Origin of the sequence: Alteromonas naphthalenivorans, assembly GCF_000213655.1 — a bacterium.
In the GTDB taxonomy this organism is placed as follows: domain Bacteria; phylum Pseudomonadota; class Gammaproteobacteria; order Enterobacterales; family Alteromonadaceae; genus Alteromonas; species Alteromonas naphthalenivorans.
In genome coordinates, this window is sequence record NC_015554.1 from 4,674,278 (window position 1) to 4,693,203 (window position 18,926).

Genomic DNA, 18,926 nt, shown 5'->3' on the forward strand with positions numbered 1-18,926 from the left:
CAAGGAAAATATTCATGGTCGAATCTAGCTCAGACAACCCTCAGAGCATATTAACCCGTATAGCTAAAATCATCGGACTGATAGCAATAATCAGTAGTATTTTTGGTGTGTCCTATCAAAAAGGCATGATCATCAAAATGCAACTGGGAAACCTAAACGGAAATTATGATGTAAGAGAAGTAATCAATTCGGCAATCTTTGGTTATCTTGAACTCTTTGACAAAGTATCTAAGATCCAAATAGTCGATTTCATGTCAGCCAATTGGTTAGTATCTATTGGACTGTTTATGGTAATCGGATTGGTTGTCCCTTACGGATACAGAAAACGACATAATCTGGACGAATTCAGGGAAACCATAAAGCAGCGACTTAGATATTTTTTTGATAGAGTGGCAGGATCATATATATGGTCACCTCTTGCGGGCGCTATGATAGGTTTCTTCGCCAATCTTGTCCTATCCCTCATTTCTTATACGGTCTTAATGCTTACGGGATTATTACTACTACCCGCTCTAATTGGCTATTTGCTAGGTGGCGGTAAAATTGACACCATTATGGACAACCCTCCGTGCAAAGCTATTACAGAGGGAATATCAGAACATAAATATATTCGCCAGTGTACTCAACTAAAAATGAATGGTGAAACCGTCATGGGAGATATTCTTCTCGAAACAAATGACGCTTACTTTCTGCACCTAAACAAGTCATTCCTTTATATAAAGAAGGATGGAAAAGTCTGTATTTCCTCCAAATTTGAGTTTACTGAGGAGATAAAAGATATCGAAAGTTTTGAGTTCGAGAGAGATCAAACCGACCATTTATGTAATGAAATAGAAATGACGACAAATCAGCCTAACGAGACTTCGCAAGAGCATCAGCTACCGCAAAAGCCGCCTCTAACTCCGAACAGTGCTGGGCCTTCATAATTCCTGCCCGCTGCTGCTTCTCGTGCTTTTCAGTCATAGCTAGAGCCAATGCCAGTGAGGGTGGCACGTTACGGAATAAGCATTGAAGAGTATCGGCCAACACCACACCCTCTGTGTATTTACCCGGTTCTTTACGAGCAGCCAACAGCATATGCTTTTGCTCGTCGGTCAGGTCTTTGAAGCGGGATATTTGCTCGATTTCCTCCTTCGGGCAAACCATCGCTATCCACCACTCAAACATGCTGAGTAGCTTTTTGGCAGTGTCGGGAAAATCTTCCAGATTCTGGGTCGCCAACCATAGCCAGGCACCCAGCTTGCGCCACATCTTGACGATTTTGACCAGGAATATGGCCAGTAGCGGATTGGTGGTAATCAAGTGGGCCTCGTCGCCGAGAACAAAGGTAGGACGGTTAGAATACTGTTCACGCTCCACCACCCCATTGATCTGATTCATCAGCCCCATAAAACCCAGGGCGAGCTGATCTTCATAACCCTCATTCGCCAGCAGTCCCATTTCCAGAATAGTAACATCTGCTTCCGGCCAGGCTTTACCACTTCGATTGAAGAAATGACCGGCAGTGCCAGAGCAGTACAGTGCCATTGCATCGGCCATATCTTTTGCTCGCTCCCGGCGTTTAGGTGTACTGTCTTCCTCCAGTGAAATTTGATTGAGTGCTGCCACCACATCTTCGGTGAGTACCATATCTTTACTGTCAGACGCTAACTTGTCCTGCGCAGCCTTGATGATGCCTTGCCGAATAGTCAGACGGTCTGCCCGTGACATCAAGGCTTCTTCTTTGCTATCGCCACCCGTAATCATAATGCGGGCTTTCAGTTCCATTTCGCCGAGCAAATCGCGCTCTTCGTCATCATCATCGCTGTCTGAGGCATCCAGCGAGGCTTCGCTGTTCAGGGTACGCTGCTTTGCAGCCTCTCTTTCCAGCATTTCATAGGCATCGGAAAACGGCGGCAAGCTAACGTCTTCTTTGGGGTGCAATGTCACTTGATTGACCGATAGGCCGAAATACTTGCAGTAGTCACCAAATAACTTGAAGGAGCCACCTTTTTCGATCACATAGATACGCGCACCATAAATGGCCGCGACCTGTAGCAGAATATACACCATCAAGGCAGATTTACCCGATCCCGGTGGCCCCAAGACTAAACCAAAGGCATTCTTGGCTCGGTCTGCTTTATTGAGTGGATCAAAAGTCAGCGGCTCACCACCCCGATTGAAAAACACCAGACCGGGATTGCCCGTACCTTTACTGCGACCATAAAACGGCAGCAAATTGGCCAGATCACTGGAAAACACTAAGCGACTTTTACGGCTCAGTTTGTCGTGCTTAGGTTCATAGTTCATCGGGAGTTGATGGATGTAGGTATCCAGTGGCAACAACTCGTCTTTTTCTCGGATAGGATGCAGGCCGTTGGCCAGCAGCAAAGCATTGACTTCATTGGTGCGTTTTTGCAGTTCGCCTAAATCGCTGCCACGAGTAAACAGAGTCATAGTTGTCGGCAACAAATAGTCCCCGTGGGACATCCATTTCAATGCCTCTTTTGCATCCTGCTCTGCTGCCATCGCTTCGGCGGTTTCGCCCTTGGCGGCATTGAGAATCTGGACAATATGATTTTCAACATTGTCCTGTGGCATCACTGTAATGGTGATTGCCAGTACACAACCTTCGGGTAATTTATCGAACAGCGCATAGAGATTGTCGCCAATGCGTCGTTCTCCCGTGAAATGCCCCGGAAAGGGTTTACGACGCAAGGCATCCACGGCAATGGCGCGATGCGGCATGTCGTCAAACCACCACACACCATGCTCTTGATCGGATTCCGGTTGGGATAGGAAAAGAAGCTGGGACAGGTCATGCCCAAAGGGTCGATCTTCCGGCTTGGGCAATTCAGTCAACTCCGTCAATGTGTCCAGGTCGCCGCCCGTAATATCTGCCGTTGGATTAAACCACCGTAACAGCCAAGCATATAAATCTTGGTCATCACAACGACGAATGCCAATACCTGTGGCAACCATCTGTGTCACAAAGCGCTCGGCCACCTGATTAATCTCAGTCACTGGATCGATGTTGTAGTGATCCTTGGTATCTCGACGGCGGTACAAAAACACTCGAACTCGCCGAACTTTGCCACGCCAGTCTCCACCCGTCACCGTGGTATCTTCAAATAAGCCACCTTTATGCGTAACGTGTTTAAAATGGCGCTGCATACGACCCACAAAATTATTGGTAAGCCGCTGATGCTCAGGATTCGATTGGCTTTGGCTTTCACTAGCGTACTTATCAAGGTTTTTGGATAAGACAGACAGAGAATCTTCGTCGGACACATAACACTGCAACACAAAGGGATTGTCATGGGCAGGAATCGTATGATTAATACACGTCTGAATATTGGCCTGCACTTCTTCCAGAAATCGCTCGGATCGGGCTTCGGTCGATACACCCACAATCTCAAACATAGCCGCAGCACTGTAACCATCTTCCAATGTGAAGGCCTGACTTGCCTCATCAAAATCGACCCACGGCAACCAGTCCGATAGCGATTCAGGGCGGCGATACAACTTAGCCACATCGTTATCTGTCACTAAGTGATTGGTTTTTTTGTCCTTAAACATAAATCACTCCCGCCCTGTATATTCGCCCGGCGCGGCAATATGATCCTGGGTATACAGCTTGAAGAACGTGGTATAGCCCGGTACTGGATGACCTGCACCACTCAAATGGGGAAACACATACATGGTTAATGTTGGATTTGGTAGCCACTGAAAAGCCGAATCGGTTGCAGGAGTCGTTATCTGTACTTCGCGCTCTGGGCTGGGTATTGGCGCGGAATTTTCCCGCTGAAACTTGCTGTCGTGGATCGCTTTCATGCTCGGCATGTCTTTACCAAACACACGGCTTTTGGAACTGGCACAGCCGCTAATAAATATCGCACTAATCAAGATCAGTGTGAGCGTGCGTAGACTCTTGTGCATAGCGCAATCTCCTAATAATGGAACTCTTATCCAGTGGTAGGCTACGATCCAGATGCACGGATACCGCCGCACCGGGATTTACCACCACCGCATCGAAACTTTGCTTTTGTCGAGCCAACAACCACTCGCTGACTTCATCCGTAGCCGACTGAACTGCTTCTCCTGCTGCCAGTTTGTTGATGTCACCGCTGACTGTGCTGGTTGTTGTACCTGTCAGTGCAGAGGTTTGGCGCTGCTGCTGGGCTTCGGCATACGCCGATCCCGCAGCGCCAATGGCGGCAAGCCCCACACGTTGAGATAAAAAGGTGGGCGCGTTGGTTACAAAACTTCCGGCAACACACGGCACGCCGCTGGGGTCAGAGATATAGCCCAATGGTTGCCCGGCACTGCTGTGATTCACAATGGAGCCATCTTCAAAAATAAATGTGGCAGACATGAGCCGTGCACTCACACAGGACAAATTCCAATCGCCAAATCCCAGACCGCTGAAAATCATTCCTTCGACTTCGGGCAGTTCATGGCCATTGGCTAACAGGTTTTCTCTGCCGATATAGATTTTGACGGGGTACGGGTCAGGCGTTTGGCCTTCAACGGGAATACGGCCAATTAATGCAGTCAGCGCCAGCCCATCGGTGAGCGTGGCATCTTTGGGCAAGGTATACACCGGCTCAATTACCACCTCCGATTTGGGTACCGATGTCTGTTCCTGGGTAGGTTCTGCGTTGCCCGTGGGGCCTTGCAACAAGCCGGTAAAGCGATTGTTTTCGCCACCTTCGGGTTCCGTCTCAACCCAGTCGATAGGGTTAAACCACTCACCCTGATTCGGGTTATCACGCAATACACCTTGCTCATCAAACCCAAAACCAATGGGTAGGCTATCTTCGTTTAACGGTGTTTTTGCCAATGCTTGCTCGCTACGCACATCGGCCAGTTCGCGTTGCAAGCTCGCCAGCGTTTGTTCTAGTGAGGTAATGGTTGCTTTGGTATCCGCGAGTTGTTGCTGGGCTTCTTCACTGGAGTGCGTCAGTGCCGACAGTTGCTGGCGGTTTTCCAGCACTTGTTCCATCTTATCCTCAGTAGACTCGTGCAAGGCATCGGCTTTGCTGACCGCTTCGCGGGCATAAGCCTGTAATGCTCGGATAGTATCGGTTTGGGTATCGCCATCCTCGCGCTTGGCGGCAGGATCATAGCCTGGCACTTGATTGATAGGCTGATGGCTGACTTTGCGCTCCGAGCACATCACCAGAGACAGACATAACACTGCGACCACTGCGCCGCCTATCAATAGCGGATTCATCCGTTTCTCAGCCATCGCTTGCCTCCTTAACCTGATCGTTAGGATGAAGGACTACGCCCAAACTCTCGATGAAGGGTCGATCCGATACCAAGTACAAGGTGGTGGTATCAGTCTCTTTACCAGAGGCTCCCAGAAAATCATGCTGGGTCACAGCGGTTAACCAGCTTCCTCGCAGTGCATAAGCCAGGTCAATAGCATTGTGCTTGTTACCATCGTCAAAAACCAAATGGAGGTTTTGCTCAGTGATATTGCGTAGCTTTATCGCCGTTATGGTAAAACCACCTCCTTGCCAAGCCGCGATTGGGTGGGCTTTGACTCGCTGCCCACGCACTAACGACACAGATTGATGAGTATCAATAGGAATACGTTTTATCTGACTGTCGCCACGCAATAGACGCTCTGGCGCGTAAAACTGCTGTGCAGCGTAACGGGTTAAACGCACCCGCCAATCTTCAGTTTTGCGGGTATCAGTCTGATCTTTCGCCCGATTGGTCACTGCCTCCGGCTTCATCACCACCAGCTCGTCACTGACCGATTCAGAATAATTGGCCGTCACATCGAGTAGATAGATGGTCTGATCAATCAAACCTTGAACGCGGATGCGTGTGGCCGGAAAAGATTCTGTTGCCCGGATATATAAAACGCCATTAGCAGCGACCACAGATACCTTGCGCTTTAAGCTGTCTGGCAACCAATATCGAACATCATCGGGAAAATGAATAATGCGTTCTTGATTGCGCTGTATGTGTACCGCAATCGGGCGCTTATCCCAGACTACCCTCTCCACCGCTGGCAACTGATCTGCAAAGGCTGACCTGGCAACAATCAGCATTACAAGTACAGCCACAATTATTGATGCTGGTTTATTTCGCTGGTACGGCATGACTCACCTCCGGCATAAAGGGTTGACCAATTTGCAGCTCAGTCAGCAACTCAGGTCGCATGGTCTCGTCGCAATCCAGCGCTAATCCCCAGGGATTTACTTCCTTATCCACATCAAAGCGCACCACCCGCATGGGATAGCGCAGCCTGACATCTTTAACGGGGTGGCCATTGATAGATTCGGAGACATTGACATCCAGCCAAGTAAGCCAGGAACTGTTACTCTCGAATATCACCCGCGAGCGGGAATAGGAATGACCGAGAATTTCCTGAATACTGCGCACGCGCTGGCGAAGTTCACCCAAGCGTTGCTTTTCGTTCATATCGGCTTCGAGGGCTACCCGACAGCTCGGAGTCATAAAACCCTGCAACTTGTAGATTTGTTGCGGGTAGTCTTTCTCACCATCGGATGGCCAGCGATTCAGTTGCTGAAAGATGTAATAGGCGAAGGTGTAGACCAATGGTGCAGGCACATTGTCGAACTGCGTCACCATACCTTGCGTCAGATCAGGGGGAATATAGAGCCTCCGCGTTTCCTGCAAGACACCATTTCGCCACCACAACGCAGCAATGACTAAGGTTAGAAATACAATGGCTATGCGCAGTGAACGTATGTGATCGGTAGTAGCAATTAACCGGTTACGCGCCTGATTGTTGCGAAGGGATAACAAATCTTTCATGGCCGCACCCTCCGGCCCACATCCCAAACCCGGCTATGGCGAATGAACGGTGACTTTTTCAGGTGGCAGTCTTCCAGCCATAAGCGCAGCCGCAACTGGTAGAAACCCAGTGGACGACCACGCTTGAGCTTTTGCAGCACCGTGGCACCAATGACTACCCAGCCGATGACGAGCAATAGGCCAATTCCCACACCCATCATCAAATAACCGAACAATCCGCAAATAATGATACTGGCAGGCACCAATACTACTGCACCGATAGTCACTAACATCATCAACTCTGAAAGCGAGCAGCCTCGAAATATCGACGGCTCGGCATTCAGACGCAGTGGCAAAAGCTCATTGCGTTCCATAGACATAACCGCGCTCCTAGATAATGCCTACGGCTTCGTTCAGGAAGAACGACACAACAGCCAGCAACGCACCTGCAATCACCGCCGTTAGACCAACAGAACCCCAATCGGGATCGTTCGAGCTTCTGGCTTCATTGAACTTGGAGAGTAGAATCCAGCCAACCCATAAAAATCCTGCACCGGAGATCGCCAGTGCGATGTAATCAACAGCATCACCTGTCCAGCCCTCCATAAATTGCAGATAGTTACCATTGGGCGCACCGTTGGACGGGTTTACCGGCGTGGGTAATTGGGCCTGAGCTGTAATAGATAACAGCCCAAACCAAACTAATTGCCAGCGTGATCGAACAAATTGATAAACACGTTGCCGCTTGCGGTACAGCAGGACAGTTAAGACATTCATTGGCGTTCTCCTATGTTGTGAGCCAATTGTGTGTCGTTGTTGCTGTCGCGTGGCGGAGCGAATAACGAGGTTTAAAAAGTCAGTAGTATTCTCAAGTCATTGAAGCAGGAAGCCCAAAACCAGAGTTAAAAATATCGGCCTGACCGAGCGAATGAGGAAGTCATAAAAATCTATTTTGCGCCTCGACCAGGCTTTCCACTGGGTATAGATGACCCAAACTGCCCAAATGTAGAGCACGGAGTAAAAGATCAGTAAAATAGTCAAGTTGAAGCTGCTCATGGGTACACCGAGGGTTGCCCCGGTGAAAGCAGCCTCCTGAGAGGCAGATACCGCCATTAGCGGTACTCCCCAGAGATAGAAGGCAGGGATCGCGGTTCACGGCGCTGATTGCTCAAAATATCGCCAACCCCCTCCTGAATACGCTCCAAGTCGGCCTTTAACTGCATGTAATCAACCTGCTGCCGGTCATTCTGGTTGACTGACTGCTCAGCCTGCTTAACGATGGAGCTGATAATGGCTAGCTCGGAATGCAGTCTTTCGAGTATCGTGCGCTCCTGATCGGTTACTGCATGTGTGCTGGTAGCGATGGTGGCCGAGATAATGCCTAAAAGTGCTCTATAGCGCATGATCATTCTCCTGTTTGGTGGAGCTATGATCAGGGATAGTTAAAATGGGGACTATCGAAAAGCTTTCAGGATAGGAAGTAAGTTTCTAGCGAGATAATTGATCAAGGTACAAATTGATGTGGACAGACAATGAAACCGATCGTGATTTCCTTAATTTTTCTACCGTAGCCACTACGGTTTCAGAGATTATCGCAAGGGCTAATGGGCAGCCTGTTTCTATTGGCGTTTCGGGAAGCTGGGGCGTCGGAAAATCGTCCATGATCAAACTTGTCCAAGCCAATCTAAAAAACACTTGTGATAATCCCAACGAAAAAAAATATATATTTGTTGAGTTCAATGCTTGGTTGTATCAGGGTTACGACGATGCTAAAGCTGCGTTGATGGAAGTCATCGCTAGAACACTCGCAAAAGAGGCAGAACAGCAAGAAACAGCGATTGATAAGACTAAAGACTTGCTTCGCCGCATTGATTGGTTACGAGCAGCAAAAACAACCAGCGGTGTAGCCGCATCACTCTTAACTGGCCTACCCATTGGAGGCCTTCTCGGTAGAGTTTGGGACTCGGGAGAAGCTCTACTGGATGGAGAAGTTACAGAAGAAGACCTAAAGTCTGCTAAAGAGTCAGGTAGCGAAGCCCTTCGAGAAGGGCAAAACTTTGTAAAACCGAAGAAAAGAAAATCTCCTCCCCAAGAGATAGAAGCAATTAGAAGAGGTTTCGAGAGTTCACTTGAAGAACTTGACGTTACGCTGGTTGTACTCATTGACGATTTAGATCGCTGCTTACCAGAAACTGCAATTTCTACATTGGAAGCACTGCGACTATTCCTCTTCCTAAAAAACACAGCTTTTGTTATCGCCGCTGACACAAAAATGATTCGCCATTCTGTCAGAAAGCATTTTCAAGATATGCCAGACGATCAGCTAGTAACCAACTATTTCGATAAGCTGATACAAATACCTATTCAAGTACCCAAACTCGGTGTACAGGATATTAAAGCTTACCTCTGCATGTTGTACATCGACCTTAGCAATATCGAACAACACGAAAAAGACAAACTGAGAGAAAGGATATGCAGACAGTTGTCTGAAACCTGGAAAGGTGCTCGTGTTGATAGACAGTTTCTGGAAGGCTTGTCACAAGAGCTCAATATCGAAATACCCGTAAAACTATCCACACAGATCGATCTTGCTGATCGATTAGCACCTTTAATGTCTTCGGAAACAGCCATTGATGCAAATCCCAGATTAATTAAGCGTTTTCTAAACGCCATATCAATTCGCCTAGCAATCGGCAACGCCCAAGATATCGCGATTGATGAAGCCGTTCTGACAAAAATACTTTTATTGGAGCGTTGCGGTTCAGATGATGCCTACAAAAAAATTGCGACATCTTGTGCAAGTAATGATGAGGGACTCCCGTCAGTTCTGAAGGATATTGAAGCCAGCTTAGAAGAAGGTAAAGAGATTGATTGGCCATCAGAATTCGATACTCCGTTCTTTAAACAATGGGCTGCCTCAAAGCCACAATTAGCTGATATTGATATTCGTGGTGCGTTATATGTCAGTCGAGAACACTCTCCATTGCTCCTCAGCCATGAACAACTTTCATCGAGTGGCCTAGAAATTTTGCGTGCATTAAAAGAAACACCTGACATGGCAACAGCACTTAAAGATTCAATTAATGAGTTAGCAACTGAAGATTTGAATCTGATAATGGATAAATTGCTGGAAATTGCCGCGCGCGAACAATCGTGGGGCGCACCGGACATATTAACTGCCTGTGTAGTCGTTGGACAGTCTCATAAATCTGTTGGTAAACGTTTCGGAGCTTTTTTAAGTGAGCGCCCCGTAAGCCAAATCGAACCAAGCATTGTTCCAAAGATCGCTGAGGAGGATTGGGTCGATATTCCTTTTGATGTTTGGACAAAGTCAGACGTATCAGGGCCAGTAAAAAAAGCAATTCAGAAGAGTAAGGAATAATGGGAACATCAAGTTCAAGCAATGGCCCTGGTTCAGGGATACCGATGGTACCGCCTTGGGCTGACAACCCCACGGAAACTCCAGATGCTGGCCAGAGTGGTCAAGACGACAATCAATCAAGTCCTGAAGATAACAATGCCGGGGACAATAAAAAAGAATCTAATCCCCCTCCGCTAAACGCTCCTCCAGGGAGATTTGGAGGCGCGCGCAGTAGCCTAGGTGCTTTCGCTGGTGATGGCAGCTCAAGCAGTATGCGTAATGGAATTCGTCAATATGTGTCCAGAGGTTATGGCGGGGCTAAAAGTGCAGCGCGAAGAATGGGTAGCACTGCGTCTACTGCTGGTGGTTTAGCAGGAATATTATCTTCCGACACACGAACAACCACCCAATCTGACCACTTTAATGCGCTGTCTTTTCAATCGAAAAACTCCGATGATGTTGTAAATGCAATCATTGAAGCTGTCAGACCTATTGATGGAACACAGGATTCCGAAGCTTCACGGGAATCTATCAAGGACGCATTGAGCGAGCTATTAGATAAGAACCCGGTTGCTGATTTATTAGAGCTGAATGATAACGACAAGTATTTGGTCATAGAGACTTTTCTTGCCACCGATATTTATCAAAGAATTGCCTTAGACGTCGGGAAGCACATACAAGACAAGTCGCCCAATCCAGCAGCAGCAGTAAGCCGGTTAAAGCAGATAAAAGAGTATGTACGCGAGACGGTGAAGTCCTCATTTAAAAAAATAGGGAACAACCTAGCCTCGCTGTCACAGAACCAGGTTACTCAGCTAGCCCGCAGTGTATTAGAAGACACATACGAAGTATTTGAGGACTATACGCGATGAAAATAGTATGTGGGCCAAAGGGATTTTATTTCGATGATCATAAATCGAATCTTGACGTTCAGCTTTACTCCATTCCAGACAACAAGAAATTCGCGTATGCAGGTCACGGAATTGCAGAAGTAGTTAGGAAAAGAAAAATTAACCCCTCTTCAAGGTCATGGGACTTTTTATCAATCGCACTTTCAGTGGTATGCGCTGATACTGCTGGACACAGAAAACAAAGTCCCGACGGTTGGACTAGAGAGTTCGATCTTACAATTGCAGTAATTGATCCAGATTTCTGGCGATCACAAGCAGAGACCATTCAGAAAACTCTAAATTTTCTGACTACAGACCGTTGGCATATCAGTTTTTCTGAAGGAGGTTTTTATCCAAAACCACCAAAACCAGAGAAAAAATTCGATGCCGATTGCTTGACACTTTTCTCTGGAGGCATGGATAGTCTTATTGGAGCAATTAATCTTATTAAAGATGGACGAAAGCCCGTCACTATCAGCCAAGTTGTCCAAGGTGATCAAGCCAAACAAAAGCTATTTCCACAAAAGATTCATAGTGACATCGAGTCTCTCGTAATGAGTCATAAAGCCAAAGTACCAAATGGCGAAACTCCTGCGTCTCAGCGTTCACGGTCTATAGCTTTCCTAGCCTACGCCGCCCTCGCAACATCATCCTTAAAAAATCGAAATGGTTCCAATACTGAATTAGTAGTCTCAGAAAATGGTTTTATTTCGCTGAATACACCTCTAACCCCCATGAGAGTGGGCAGTTTAAGTACAAGAACAACACATCCAACTTATCTTTCCGGTATTCAGGAAATTTTTGATTCTGCAGATATCGGACTAAAAATCGATACTCCCTACGCATTGAAAACAAAGGGAGAAATGCTGTCAGAGTGCAAAAATCAATCTCTCATTAAGGAGTTGGCTCACCAGTCAACGAGCTGCGGTAGATTCTTGCTTTTTAAGAAAACCCATTGTGGTCGATGTGTTCCCTGTTTAGTTAGAAGATCAGCATTTCATAAGTGGGGAGAGGTGGATAGAACCACTTATGTCTACAAAAATCTGGGTAAAAAGGACTCGGAGAATTCTGGCTTTGACGATGTTCGTGCAGTCGCAATGGCGATCATACAAGAAAAAGATTTAGGTATTCGTCGCTGGATGGGTGCTGGGCTTTCCTCTGCGCCAATTTCAAACATTCAACCCTACTATGATATAGCCCAGCGTGGTTTAAAGGAGCTTGATGATTTTCTTAAAGCCCAAGGTGTAGCTTAGTGGATTTTCATTGCCATTTAGATCTGTATCCAGATCCCATTGAGGTAGTGGCTACCACGAAGCGAGAAGGTACTTTTGTATTATCTGTTACGACCACTCCGTCTGCTTACGAAAAAACTGCAAATCTAGTCAAGGATTGTCCGAACATCGAAACGGGGCTTGGCCTACACCCGGAGCTAGTCCATCAAAGATTCGGTGAATTATCATTGTTTGACAAATGGATACATTCAACGGACTTTGTTGGTGAAGTTGGCCTCGACGGTTCATCGAGATATAGAAGTTCTTGGGAAAACCAAATACAAGTGTTCACCCACGCACTGAAACTGTCAGATACTCATGGGGGAAGGATTTTATCGATACACAGTCGTCAGGCCGCTACTGAAGTCATGAATTGCCTAGAGCCCTTCAGATACAACAACACCTTCATCCTACACTGGTTTTCTGGCACTGCTAAAGAGCTTAGCCGAGCAGTTGAAATTGGCTGCTGGTTTAGTGTTGGCCCGTTGATGCTGAAGGGGAAGAAAGGAAAGAGCCTGGTATCTCAAATTCCACAAGATCGAATCTTGTTAGAGACAGACGGCCCATTCACTTCAATCAATAAGCAATCGCTATACCCCTGGGACGTAAATCGTATGTGTGTACCTGAGCTTTCGGAATTATGGGGTATCGATCCCAATAATGTTTCTTCAATACTGAACGAGAATAAGCAAATGCTATTGTCTAAACGCCGCTCCCTAAAAGTTAAGCACGCGAAATAGATATAAGGTCTAACCATCGCGCTGGCGACTAGTTTCAATATTACTTATTAATATTGAACTCAGCGAAGAAACTTAGATTCATTTATAAAGGCTATAGTAATGCGGCACAATGATCATCCTCGATGATTATCGAACAGAATGAGCAGACGAAGTTGGAGCTAAATATCGGTTATGATTCCAGATTAACCATAACTGGTTTTAGGGCACCGACTCTGAAATCCGCCATGAAGACCATAAATGACATATGAATATGATTTGTTTACAAAACCACAAATACCGTATTTGGAGCTGGAATGTCTACCTTTAATTCCCGCCATGTGATTTCTATAGCTTTGGTGTTTCTGTTATCTGCCTGCGCCCAAACCGTACACCATCAGCCTTTATCGAAAGAGCAATACTCCTCTATCGACTCTTCTCAAGTTGGAGAGAATATCCGCTGGTGGGGCGACACCCTACCAACAGGGTTTGAAGAAGGTCTACGCAAAGAGGCTGAAATTCTTAAAAAGGTTCATCCATACTACAAAGAAAAAGCTGTATCCCAGAATATGCTGGCGATCTCTGGCGGAGGCGCGAACGGTGCATTTGGCGCTGGCCTGCTTGCGGGATGGACAGAATCCGGACTGCGGCCAACGTTTGATACTGTTTCTGGCGTTAGTACAGGCGCTCTTATCGCCCCGTTCGCCTATTTGGGAACCGACTACGACGATGAATTGCTTAGCATATACTCGTCAATCAAGCGTGATGACGTGTATCAACCAAAAATATTGACGGGTCTTTTATCCGGTTCTGCACTTGCAGACACTAAATCTCTACAAGAACAAATCGAACACTACGTTACTCCCTCTCTTGTGACGAAAATTGCGGAAATCCACAGGCAGGAGGGTCGCGGGCTTTATATTATTACAACGCATTTAGACGCTATGCGCCCCATGGTCTGGGACATTGGTGAAATTGCACAACAATCTACGGATGACTCAGTTGAGCTAATTCGGAGCATTATGTTGGCTTCAGCTTCAATACCCGTTATGTTTCCACCCGTGCCAATAGAGAGGAAATTGAACGGCGAGACCTATACGGAGCTACACGTAGATGGTGGCGTGACTCGCAATGTGTTTGCTTATCCCGTTCAGATTAGTCTCAAGTATGCCGACAAAATTCGTGGGCTAACATTTGACAGGAAGTTCTATTTAATCCAAAACGGGAATAGCCGCCTGACGTATGAGCCTTCCCAAGTAGGGGTTCTTTCAATTGCGGAACGAACCATCAAAGGTTTGCTTCAAGGGAAAGGTAATGCAGACATCGAGAGGGTATATTATTTATCTCAGCGTGACGACTACGAATTTAATACTATCGAAATTCCAGCGCGCTTTGTGGCCAATGGTGCCGTCGACTTTGACACTGTGTACATGAATGAGTTACTGGAACTGGGCAGGTCAATAGGAAAAAACGGTGAGTTCTGGTACGACAAGCCAGCCGCATACCGTTAATAAGCTGTTTTTTAACAAGCTCCATTAGCAGCAATCTTGATGTAGATGTTCGCAACTAAAAACTCAGCGCAAACCGAATAACAAAAGAGTTGGTAACATCAACAAAAAAAGCTGCCACAAGAGGCAAAATAATAAATGCCAGAGGTGCTGGCCCATGAGACTTAGTTACAGCCGTCATATTTGCAATAGCGGTGGGTGTCGCCCCAAGGGCAAAACCGCCAAACCCTGAACTTAGCACGGCTGCTTGATAGTTTTTCCCCATTAATGGAAATAGAATAAAAAGTATAAACAGAACTGCCGCTAAAGTTTGCATAAGTAAAATAAGCATCAGTGGCCCGGCCAAGCTAGCGACAGTCCAAAGCTGCATACTCATTAGTGACATAGTTAAGAACACGCTTAACGAAAAATCTGAAATAACAGCCAGCGCCTTTGTTTTAGCTGGCCAGCGTATATTTGGAAATATCGAAGGAATTGTGTTGGATAAAACAATGCCAGTTAGCAAACAAGTAACAAACAAGGGCAGCTTTAAGCCAAGATCAGTAACTGCATGATTCAAAAACCAACCAATTATAATTGTGATATGCAGTGTTAAAAAAACACTCATCAAATTAAGATGATCGATGTTACCTCTTTCTTCTTCATCAAAAGGAATACCCATTACAGGGGTATCATCTTTGTCAGCGTTTAACTTAAAACGATTTATTAATGTGTGAGCAATAGGACCACCAATTAAACTGGCGAGAATAAGCCCGATAGTGGCGCAAGCGACTCCAATTTCAAGTGCATTAGAAATACCCATGGCCGCCACTTCAGGAGCCCATGCTATAGTGGTGCCATGACCTCCAATAAGTGAGGTTGAACCAGCTAAAACACCCACCGCAGGTGGCGCACCAACCAGAGTTGCTCCTGTTATTCCCACTACATTTTGAATAACGATATAACTGAGTGTGAGGGCAAGCATTATTAGCAGAGGTTTGCCGCCTTTAATAAGGTCTGACAGTTTTGCGTTCAGTCCAATACCAGTAAAAAAATAAACTAATAATGTATCTCTTGTATCAAGCTGATAGGTGATTTCGGTGTGAAAAGTGATATAGATAAAATACGAGACGAGTGCCGCGATTAAGCCGCCCGTTACAGGCTCAGGAATATTGTATTTTCGTAAAAACTGGATACGCCTATTTGTATGTACGCCAATAAAGAAGACCAAGATTGCGATGGTAAAGGTTAAAAAGTTATCGGCATAAAATTGATTCATAAAACAACCTAAAATTAGGCATTGCTTCTCGCTTTGTTGCAATGTCTTTGATGCAGACAATCGGAAATTTATTCTAAGTCAGCATTAATACGCTCTATGACTACTGGATCAATATGCTTTTCCAAAGATATAGAAACAGTTTTTAAAGCTACAGCTAAAATAGTACCTGTAAACAAAATACCTAAAAAAGCGATAAAAATCGCTAGAATTTTGGAAATTTTTTTAAGCGGTCGTATATCTCCATATCCGACAGTTGTAGCAGTGATAAACGACCAATAAAGTCCGTTAAATGCTTCCCATTTTTCTATTTTGGTGACAATTTGACCAAGAATAATAATTAACAAAGCTAATAGCAGGAGTATTGGCCCGACAAGGTAAAGCGACCATGCAAAGAGTTTAATAAACGTGATCGTTAAATCCATCTACTCTATCTCTGTCAGTGAATGCTATTGATGCGCTTCTTTAATGGCAGCAGTAATGCTCTCCGCCCATTGATCGACGGAACCACAAGCCGACAGAATCGAAACAACTGAGCCTATAAAAGCTAATTTGATAGATTTCATTAATTATTCCAAAGTGATTTATATTTCACCGCCCAAACCAAGATATAAATTGATTCGTTGTACAAAAAGTTCATGTTCTGTATTCAACAGTGTACTCAGCGCTGAAATCGTCGAACGTTGCAATTGCTGAACATCAAGCAAGTTACCCTCGCCACTTTGGTAAGTCTCCCAGCCAATTTTCTCTGCCCGCTCTGCTTCTTCATAAGCAGAACGTAGATTAATAATTTGTTTGCGCAAACTTGTTTCATTACTGAGCGCCGATTCAATATCTACAAAGGCACTGAGGGCAGTCTTTTGATAATTTGCTAAAGCCTGCTTTTGATTAGCCGTTGCCGCTTCTAACTGTGCATCGAGACTGCCACCGTCAAAAATGGGAAACATCAGGTTGGTTACAACATTCCAAATCATATTATTAGGGTTAACAGCATCTGATAGGCTCCCCCCAGTGCCGCCCACACTGCTGGTTAAAGCTAATTTTGGAAGTTTTGCCGCTTTAGCTTGTTGAGTTTTCTTGAAAGCCGCTGCAACACGTCTTTCTGCGGCGACTATATCTGGGCGGCGTTCGAGCACTTCTGAGGGCACACCTGCTGGCACAGGCACAGGCAGCGCTGGCAAGGCATCGGCGATTTCGACTTCTGCTGAGGGGTAACGTCCCAATAGGGCCTCTAAGCTTCTTAAAGTATCCGAATAGGCCACCCGTAAATTCTCAAGGGAAGCCTCGGCACTGGCTTTCTGTGATTTAGCCAGATGCACATCCTGAATGCCCACCATCCCCTCATCGAAAAATGCTGAGGCGATTTCGACTGTTTTATCAAAATTCGCGACAGTGTCCTCTGCCAAGCTGACCTGCCGTCCAGTTTCTACAGCGAGAAAATAGGCTTTAGCTGTTTGAGCAGCCAAAGAAAGCTTGGCGTACTCGTAATCAAGTGTAGAGGCTTGCAGCTCTTCGGTGGCCGCATCGCGTCCTGCTCTAATCCTGCCCCAAACATCCAGCTCCCAGGATATATCCAGGGAAGCCCCAACATTTGATTCGCTATCACTCAAGCTTCCTTCGACCCTACCTCGATCCGTGGTTTGAAGGCCTAAATTAACTGCTGGAGTGAGCGAGGCTCCCGCTTGTCTAGCCGCTGCAGCGGCTGAGTCAACCTTGGCGGCTGCAATCTGCAAATCAAAATTATTCGTAAGGACTTCTGATATCAGCTTATCGAGGTAAGGATCATTGAAGGTTTTTAGCCAATCTGACTGAATAGCTTGTCTAGGAGCGGCACTACTCTTAAAATCTTTAGGAATATTAATGTCAGTGGTGGCTGGTTGATGTGAACCATTTGTTGAACAACCGATAATAAAGCAAATGGGTACAATAGTTACACCGGCAAAAAGAAAGCCATTCATTGATCTTTTAAGCATCTTTGTTACAGCAACGTTACGCTTTTTAGCTAATGACATAATTTATATAAGGTTATTTGTGAGGAAAAACATGCCCAGGATTATACTATTCACAGCGCTTACGCTATTAGTTTCAGCTTGCAATGATAAACCGCTAATGGTTGAAGATACAGTCCGTTCTGTCAAGACATTGACCATTACTGAAAACACTAAAGCTAATAGCCGCCAGTTAGCAGGCACTGTGGAGAGCACTGATGAAAGTGAATTGAGCTTCCGTGTGGGAGGCCGAGTTGCCAGCGTCGATGTTTCTAGTGGGGAGAAGATTATTAAGGGGCAGTTATTAGCCACTCTGGAAAAGAAAGAGTACGAGCTGGCCGTGCAATCCGCTAAAGCTAAGCTGGCCAGTGCACGAGCTGAATTCAAAGAAAAATCTGATGCCCTTAAACGTCAGCAAAACCTAAGGGCTAAAGAATTTGTTGCCCAAGCGTCTGTAGATCAAGCTCAGGCGGCTTTTACGGCAGCGAACAGTAATGTCGATGTGGCAGTCACTGACCTTGAAAACGCACAACAAGATTTAGAGAACACCGAGCTTTTAGCCCCGTTTGATGGCTCAATTGTTACACGCTCAATCGAGCCGTTTACAGAGGTGGCTGCCGGTTCAACCGTCTTCGAATTACAAAGCCAAGGGGCGATGAAAGTAGAAGTGCTCATGCCTGAAACGCTGATTCGTGAGATTAGTTATGGCGACTCAACAAGCGTACAGTTCCCCACTCTAAAAGGTGTCACGGTCTACGGTGCCGTATCAAAGATCGGTTCTAAAGCCCAAAAGGGTAATGCGTTTCCCGTGAGTGTGGAATTGGCCCAAACCACGGAGGACATTCGTCCGGGCATGACAGCGCAAGTCACCTTTAACTACGGGGAGGCGGCGGACGCTAGTGTCTACCTCATCCCCATTACTGCACTCGATGTCAGAATTCCCGTGGAAAATGAATCATCGTTAGAAAAAGAAGTGCCTGTGTTCGTCTTAAAGGATGGAGTTGCTCAAAGACGCAAACTGACTTTCCGTGATATACGAGGCAATAAACTCGAAGTCATTGATGGCTTAAGTCCCGGTGATGTCTTAATTACAGCAGGTGTACCATTTATTAATGAAGGGCAAAAGGTTAAGGCCTGGGAGCCAACCTATAACCTACCCGCTGTTATTCAGTAAGGGGTAG

Annotated in this window: 19 protein-coding genes; 7 read left to right on the forward strand and 12 right to left on the reverse strand. The window is 46.1% G+C overall.

Features of this window, described 5'->3' with window-relative positions; translation table 11 throughout:
• Positions 1–14 precede the first annotated feature (14 nt).
• Entirely contained in the window at positions 15–926 is a 912-nt protein-coding gene (locus AMBT_RS20395) for a hypothetical protein (RefSeq protein ID WP_041452634.1), read from the forward strand.
• Here AMBT_RS20395 and AMBT_RS20400 read toward each other — a convergent pair.
• The 9 genes from AMBT_RS20400 to AMBT_RS20440 all read right to left on the reverse strand — a co-directional run bounded on the left by AMBT_RS20400 (position 853) and on the right by AMBT_RS20440 (position 8,159).
• The gene (locus AMBT_RS20400) at positions 853–3,558 is read right to left on the reverse strand and encodes a conjugative transfer ATPase (protein ID WP_013786561.1); all 2,706 of its coding nucleotides are present in this window, start codon (positions 3,556–3,558) and stop codon (positions 853–855) included. The genes AMBT_RS20395 and AMBT_RS20400 overlap by 74 nt on opposite strands.
• A 3-nt stretch (positions 3,559–3,561) precedes the next feature.
• Entirely contained in the window at positions 3,562–3,918 is a 357-nt protein-coding gene (locus AMBT_RS20405) for a hypothetical protein (RefSeq protein ID WP_013786562.1), read from the reverse strand.
• Positions 3,878–5,230, reverse strand: a complete 1,353-nt coding sequence (locus AMBT_RS20410) for a TIGR03752 family integrating conjugative element protein (protein ID WP_013786563.1) — start codon at positions 5,228–5,230, stop codon at positions 3,878–3,880. The genes AMBT_RS20405 and AMBT_RS20410 overlap by 41 nt, the downstream gene beginning before the upstream one ends.
• A complete protein-coding gene (locus AMBT_RS20415; RefSeq protein ID WP_013786564.1) occupies positions 5,223–6,098 on the reverse strand; it encodes a TIGR03749 family integrating conjugative element protein in 876 nt (291 codons plus the stop codon). Before AMBT_RS20415 ends, AMBT_RS20410 begins: the two co-directional genes overlap by 8 nt.
• Positions 6,079–6,777, reverse strand: a complete 699-nt coding sequence (locus tag AMBT_RS20420) for a PFL_4703 family integrating conjugative element protein (protein ID WP_013786565.1) — start codon at positions 6,775–6,777, stop codon at positions 6,079–6,081. Before AMBT_RS20420 ends, AMBT_RS20415 begins: the two co-directional genes overlap by 20 nt.
• Positions 6,774–7,136: a TIGR03750 family conjugal transfer protein gene (locus tag AMBT_RS20425; protein WP_013786566.1), complete on the reverse strand. Its 363-nt coding sequence runs from the start codon at positions 7,134–7,136 to the stop codon at positions 6,774–6,776. Before AMBT_RS20425 ends, AMBT_RS20420 begins: the two co-directional genes overlap by 4 nt.
• Before the next feature lie 10 nt (positions 7,137–7,146).
• The gene (locus tag AMBT_RS20430; RefSeq protein ID WP_013786567.1) at positions 7,147–7,533 is read right to left on the reverse strand and encodes a TIGR03745 family integrating conjugative element membrane protein; all 387 of its coding nucleotides are present in this window, start codon (positions 7,531–7,533) and stop codon (positions 7,147–7,149) included.
• Between the two features lie 96 nt (positions 7,534–7,629).
• On the reverse strand, positions 7,630–7,869 hold the full coding sequence (locus tag AMBT_RS20435; RefSeq protein ID WP_013786568.1) for a TIGR03758 family integrating conjugative element protein: 240 nt from the start codon (positions 7,867–7,869) through the stop codon (positions 7,630–7,632).
• Positions 7,869–8,159: an integrative conjugative element protein, RAQPRD family gene (locus tag AMBT_RS20440; RefSeq protein WP_013786569.1), complete on the reverse strand. Its 291-nt coding sequence runs from the start codon at positions 8,157–8,159 to the stop codon at positions 7,869–7,871. The genes AMBT_RS20435 and AMBT_RS20440 overlap by 1 nt, the downstream gene beginning before the upstream one ends.
• Positions 8,160–8,275: 116 nt before the next feature.
• On the opposite strand from AMBT_RS20440, the gene AMBT_RS20445 reads away from it, so the two are divergent.
• The 5 genes from AMBT_RS20445 to AMBT_RS20465 all read left to right on the forward strand — a co-directional run bounded on the left by AMBT_RS20445 (position 8,276) and on the right by AMBT_RS20465 (position 14,505).
• The gene (locus tag AMBT_RS20445; RefSeq protein WP_013786570.1) at positions 8,276–10,138 is read left to right on the forward strand and encodes a KAP family P-loop NTPase fold protein; all 1,863 of its coding nucleotides are present in this window, start codon (positions 8,276–8,278) and stop codon (positions 10,136–10,138) included.
• The gene (gene qatB, locus AMBT_RS20450) at positions 10,138–10,989 is read left to right on the forward strand and encodes a Qat anti-phage system associated protein QatB (protein ID WP_013786571.1); all 852 of its coding nucleotides are present in this window, start codon (positions 10,138–10,140) and stop codon (positions 10,987–10,989) included. The genes AMBT_RS20445 and qatB overlap by 1 nt, the downstream gene beginning before the upstream one ends.
• Positions 10,986–12,260: a Qat anti-phage system QueC-like protein QatC gene (qatC, locus tag AMBT_RS20455; protein WP_013786572.1), complete on the forward strand. Its 1,275-nt coding sequence runs from the start codon at positions 10,986–10,988 to the stop codon at positions 12,258–12,260. The genes qatB and qatC overlap by 4 nt, the downstream gene beginning before the upstream one ends.
• 47 nt (positions 12,261–12,307) lie before the next feature.
• On the forward strand, positions 12,308–13,018 hold the full coding sequence (gene qatD / locus AMBT_RS20460) for a Qat anti-phage system TatD family nuclease QatD (protein ID WP_232363240.1): 711 nt from the start codon (positions 12,308–12,310) through the stop codon (positions 13,016–13,018).
• Between the two features lie 293 nt (positions 13,019–13,311).
• Positions 13,312–14,505 carry a patatin-like phospholipase family protein gene (locus tag AMBT_RS20465; RefSeq protein WP_013786574.1) on the forward strand — a complete coding sequence of 398 codons (1,194 nt, stop codon included), beginning with the start codon at positions 13,312–13,314 and terminating at the stop codon, positions 14,503–14,505.
• Positions 14,506–14,560: 55 nt separating this feature from the next.
• Here AMBT_RS20465 and gltS read toward each other — a convergent pair whose 3' ends face one another.
• The 3 genes from gltS to AMBT_RS20480 form a co-directional block, all read right to left on the reverse strand.
• On the reverse strand, positions 14,561–15,760 hold the full coding sequence (gene gltS, locus AMBT_RS20470; protein ID WP_013786575.1) for a sodium/glutamate symporter: 1,200 nt from the start codon (positions 15,758–15,760) through the stop codon (positions 14,561–14,563).
• Between the two features lie 68 nt (positions 15,761–15,828).
• Positions 15,829–16,182, reverse strand: coding sequence for a potassium channel family protein (locus AMBT_RS20475; RefSeq protein WP_013786576.1), 354 nt, complete (start codon positions 16,180–16,182; stop codon positions 15,829–15,831).
• A gap of 159 nt (positions 16,183–16,341) precedes the next feature.
• Positions 16,342–17,769: an efflux transporter outer membrane subunit gene (locus tag AMBT_RS20480; protein WP_013786578.1), complete on the reverse strand. Its 1,428-nt coding sequence runs from the start codon at positions 17,767–17,769 to the stop codon at positions 16,342–16,344.
• A 97-nt stretch (positions 17,770–17,866) separates the two neighbouring features.
• Here AMBT_RS20480 and AMBT_RS20485 point away from each other — a divergent pair, with 97 nt between their 5' ends.
• Positions 17,867–18,919, forward strand: a complete 1,053-nt coding sequence (locus AMBT_RS20485) for an efflux RND transporter periplasmic adaptor subunit (protein WP_158306781.1) — start codon at positions 17,867–17,869, stop codon at positions 18,917–18,919.
• Positions 18,920–18,926: the final 7 nt, after the last annotated feature.

Excerpts from the sequence above, each read along its gene's own strand:
- qatB (WP_013786571.1), top strand. The coding sequence starts at position 10,138 with ATGGGAACATCAAGTTCAAGCAATGGCCCTGGTTCAGGGATACCGATG.
- AMBT_RS20400 (WP_013786561.1), bottom strand. The coding sequence starts at position 3,558 with ATGTTTAAGGACAAAAAAACCAATCACTTAGTGACAGATAACGATGTG.
- AMBT_RS20435 (WP_013786568.1), bottom strand. The coding sequence starts at position 7,869 with ATGGCGGTATCTGCCTCTCAGGAGGCTGCTTTCACCGGGGCAACCCTC.
- AMBT_RS20420 (WP_013786565.1), bottom strand. The coding sequence starts at position 6,777 with ATGAAAGATTTGTTATCCCTTCGCAACAATCAGGCGCGTAACCGGTTA.
- qatC (WP_013786572.1), top strand. The coding sequence starts at position 10,986 with ATGAAAATAGTATGTGGGCCAAAGGGATTTTATTTCGATGATCATAAA.
- AMBT_RS20425 (WP_013786566.1), bottom strand. The coding sequence starts at position 7,136 with ATGTCTATGGAACGCAATGAGCTTTTGCCACTGCGTCTGAATGCCGAG.
- AMBT_RS20405 (WP_013786562.1), bottom strand. The coding sequence starts at position 3,918 with ATGCACAAGAGTCTACGCACGCTCACACTGATCTTGATTAGTGCGATA.
- AMBT_RS20445 (WP_013786570.1), top strand. The coding sequence starts at position 8,276 with ATGTGGACAGACAATGAAACCGATCGTGATTTCCTTAATTTTTCTACC.
- AMBT_RS20485 (WP_158306781.1), top strand. The coding sequence starts at position 17,867 with ATGGTTGAAGATACAGTCCGTTCTGTCAAGACATTGACCATTACTGAA.
- AMBT_RS20465 (WP_013786574.1), top strand. The coding sequence starts at position 13,312 with ATGTCTACCTTTAATTCCCGCCATGTGATTTCTATAGCTTTGGTGTTT.
- AMBT_RS20410 (WP_013786563.1), bottom strand. The coding sequence starts at position 5,230 with ATGGCTGAGAAACGGATGAATCCGCTATTGATAGGCGGCGCAGTGGTC.
- AMBT_RS20480 (WP_013786578.1), bottom strand. The coding sequence starts at position 17,769 with ATGTCATTAGCTAAAAAGCGTAACGTTGCTGTAACAAAGATGCTTAAA.
- AMBT_RS20415 (WP_013786564.1), bottom strand. The coding sequence starts at position 6,098 with ATGCCGTACCAGCGAAATAAACCAGCATCAATAATTGTGGCTGTACTT.
- AMBT_RS20430 (WP_013786567.1), bottom strand. The coding sequence starts at position 7,533 with ATGAATGTCTTAACTGTCCTGCTGTACCGCAAGCGGCAACGTGTTTAT.
- gltS (WP_013786575.1), bottom strand. The coding sequence starts at position 15,760 with ATGAATCAATTTTATGCCGATAACTTTTTAACCTTTACCATCGCAATC.
- AMBT_RS20440 (WP_013786569.1), bottom strand. The coding sequence starts at position 8,159 with ATGCGCTATAGAGCACTTTTAGGCATTATCTCGGCCACCATCGCTACC.
- AMBT_RS20475 (WP_013786576.1), bottom strand. The coding sequence starts at position 16,182 with ATGGATTTAACGATCACGTTTATTAAACTCTTTGCATGGTCGCTTTAC.
- AMBT_RS20395 (WP_041452634.1), top strand. The coding sequence starts at position 15 with ATGGTCGAATCTAGCTCAGACAACCCTCAGAGCATATTAACCCGTATA.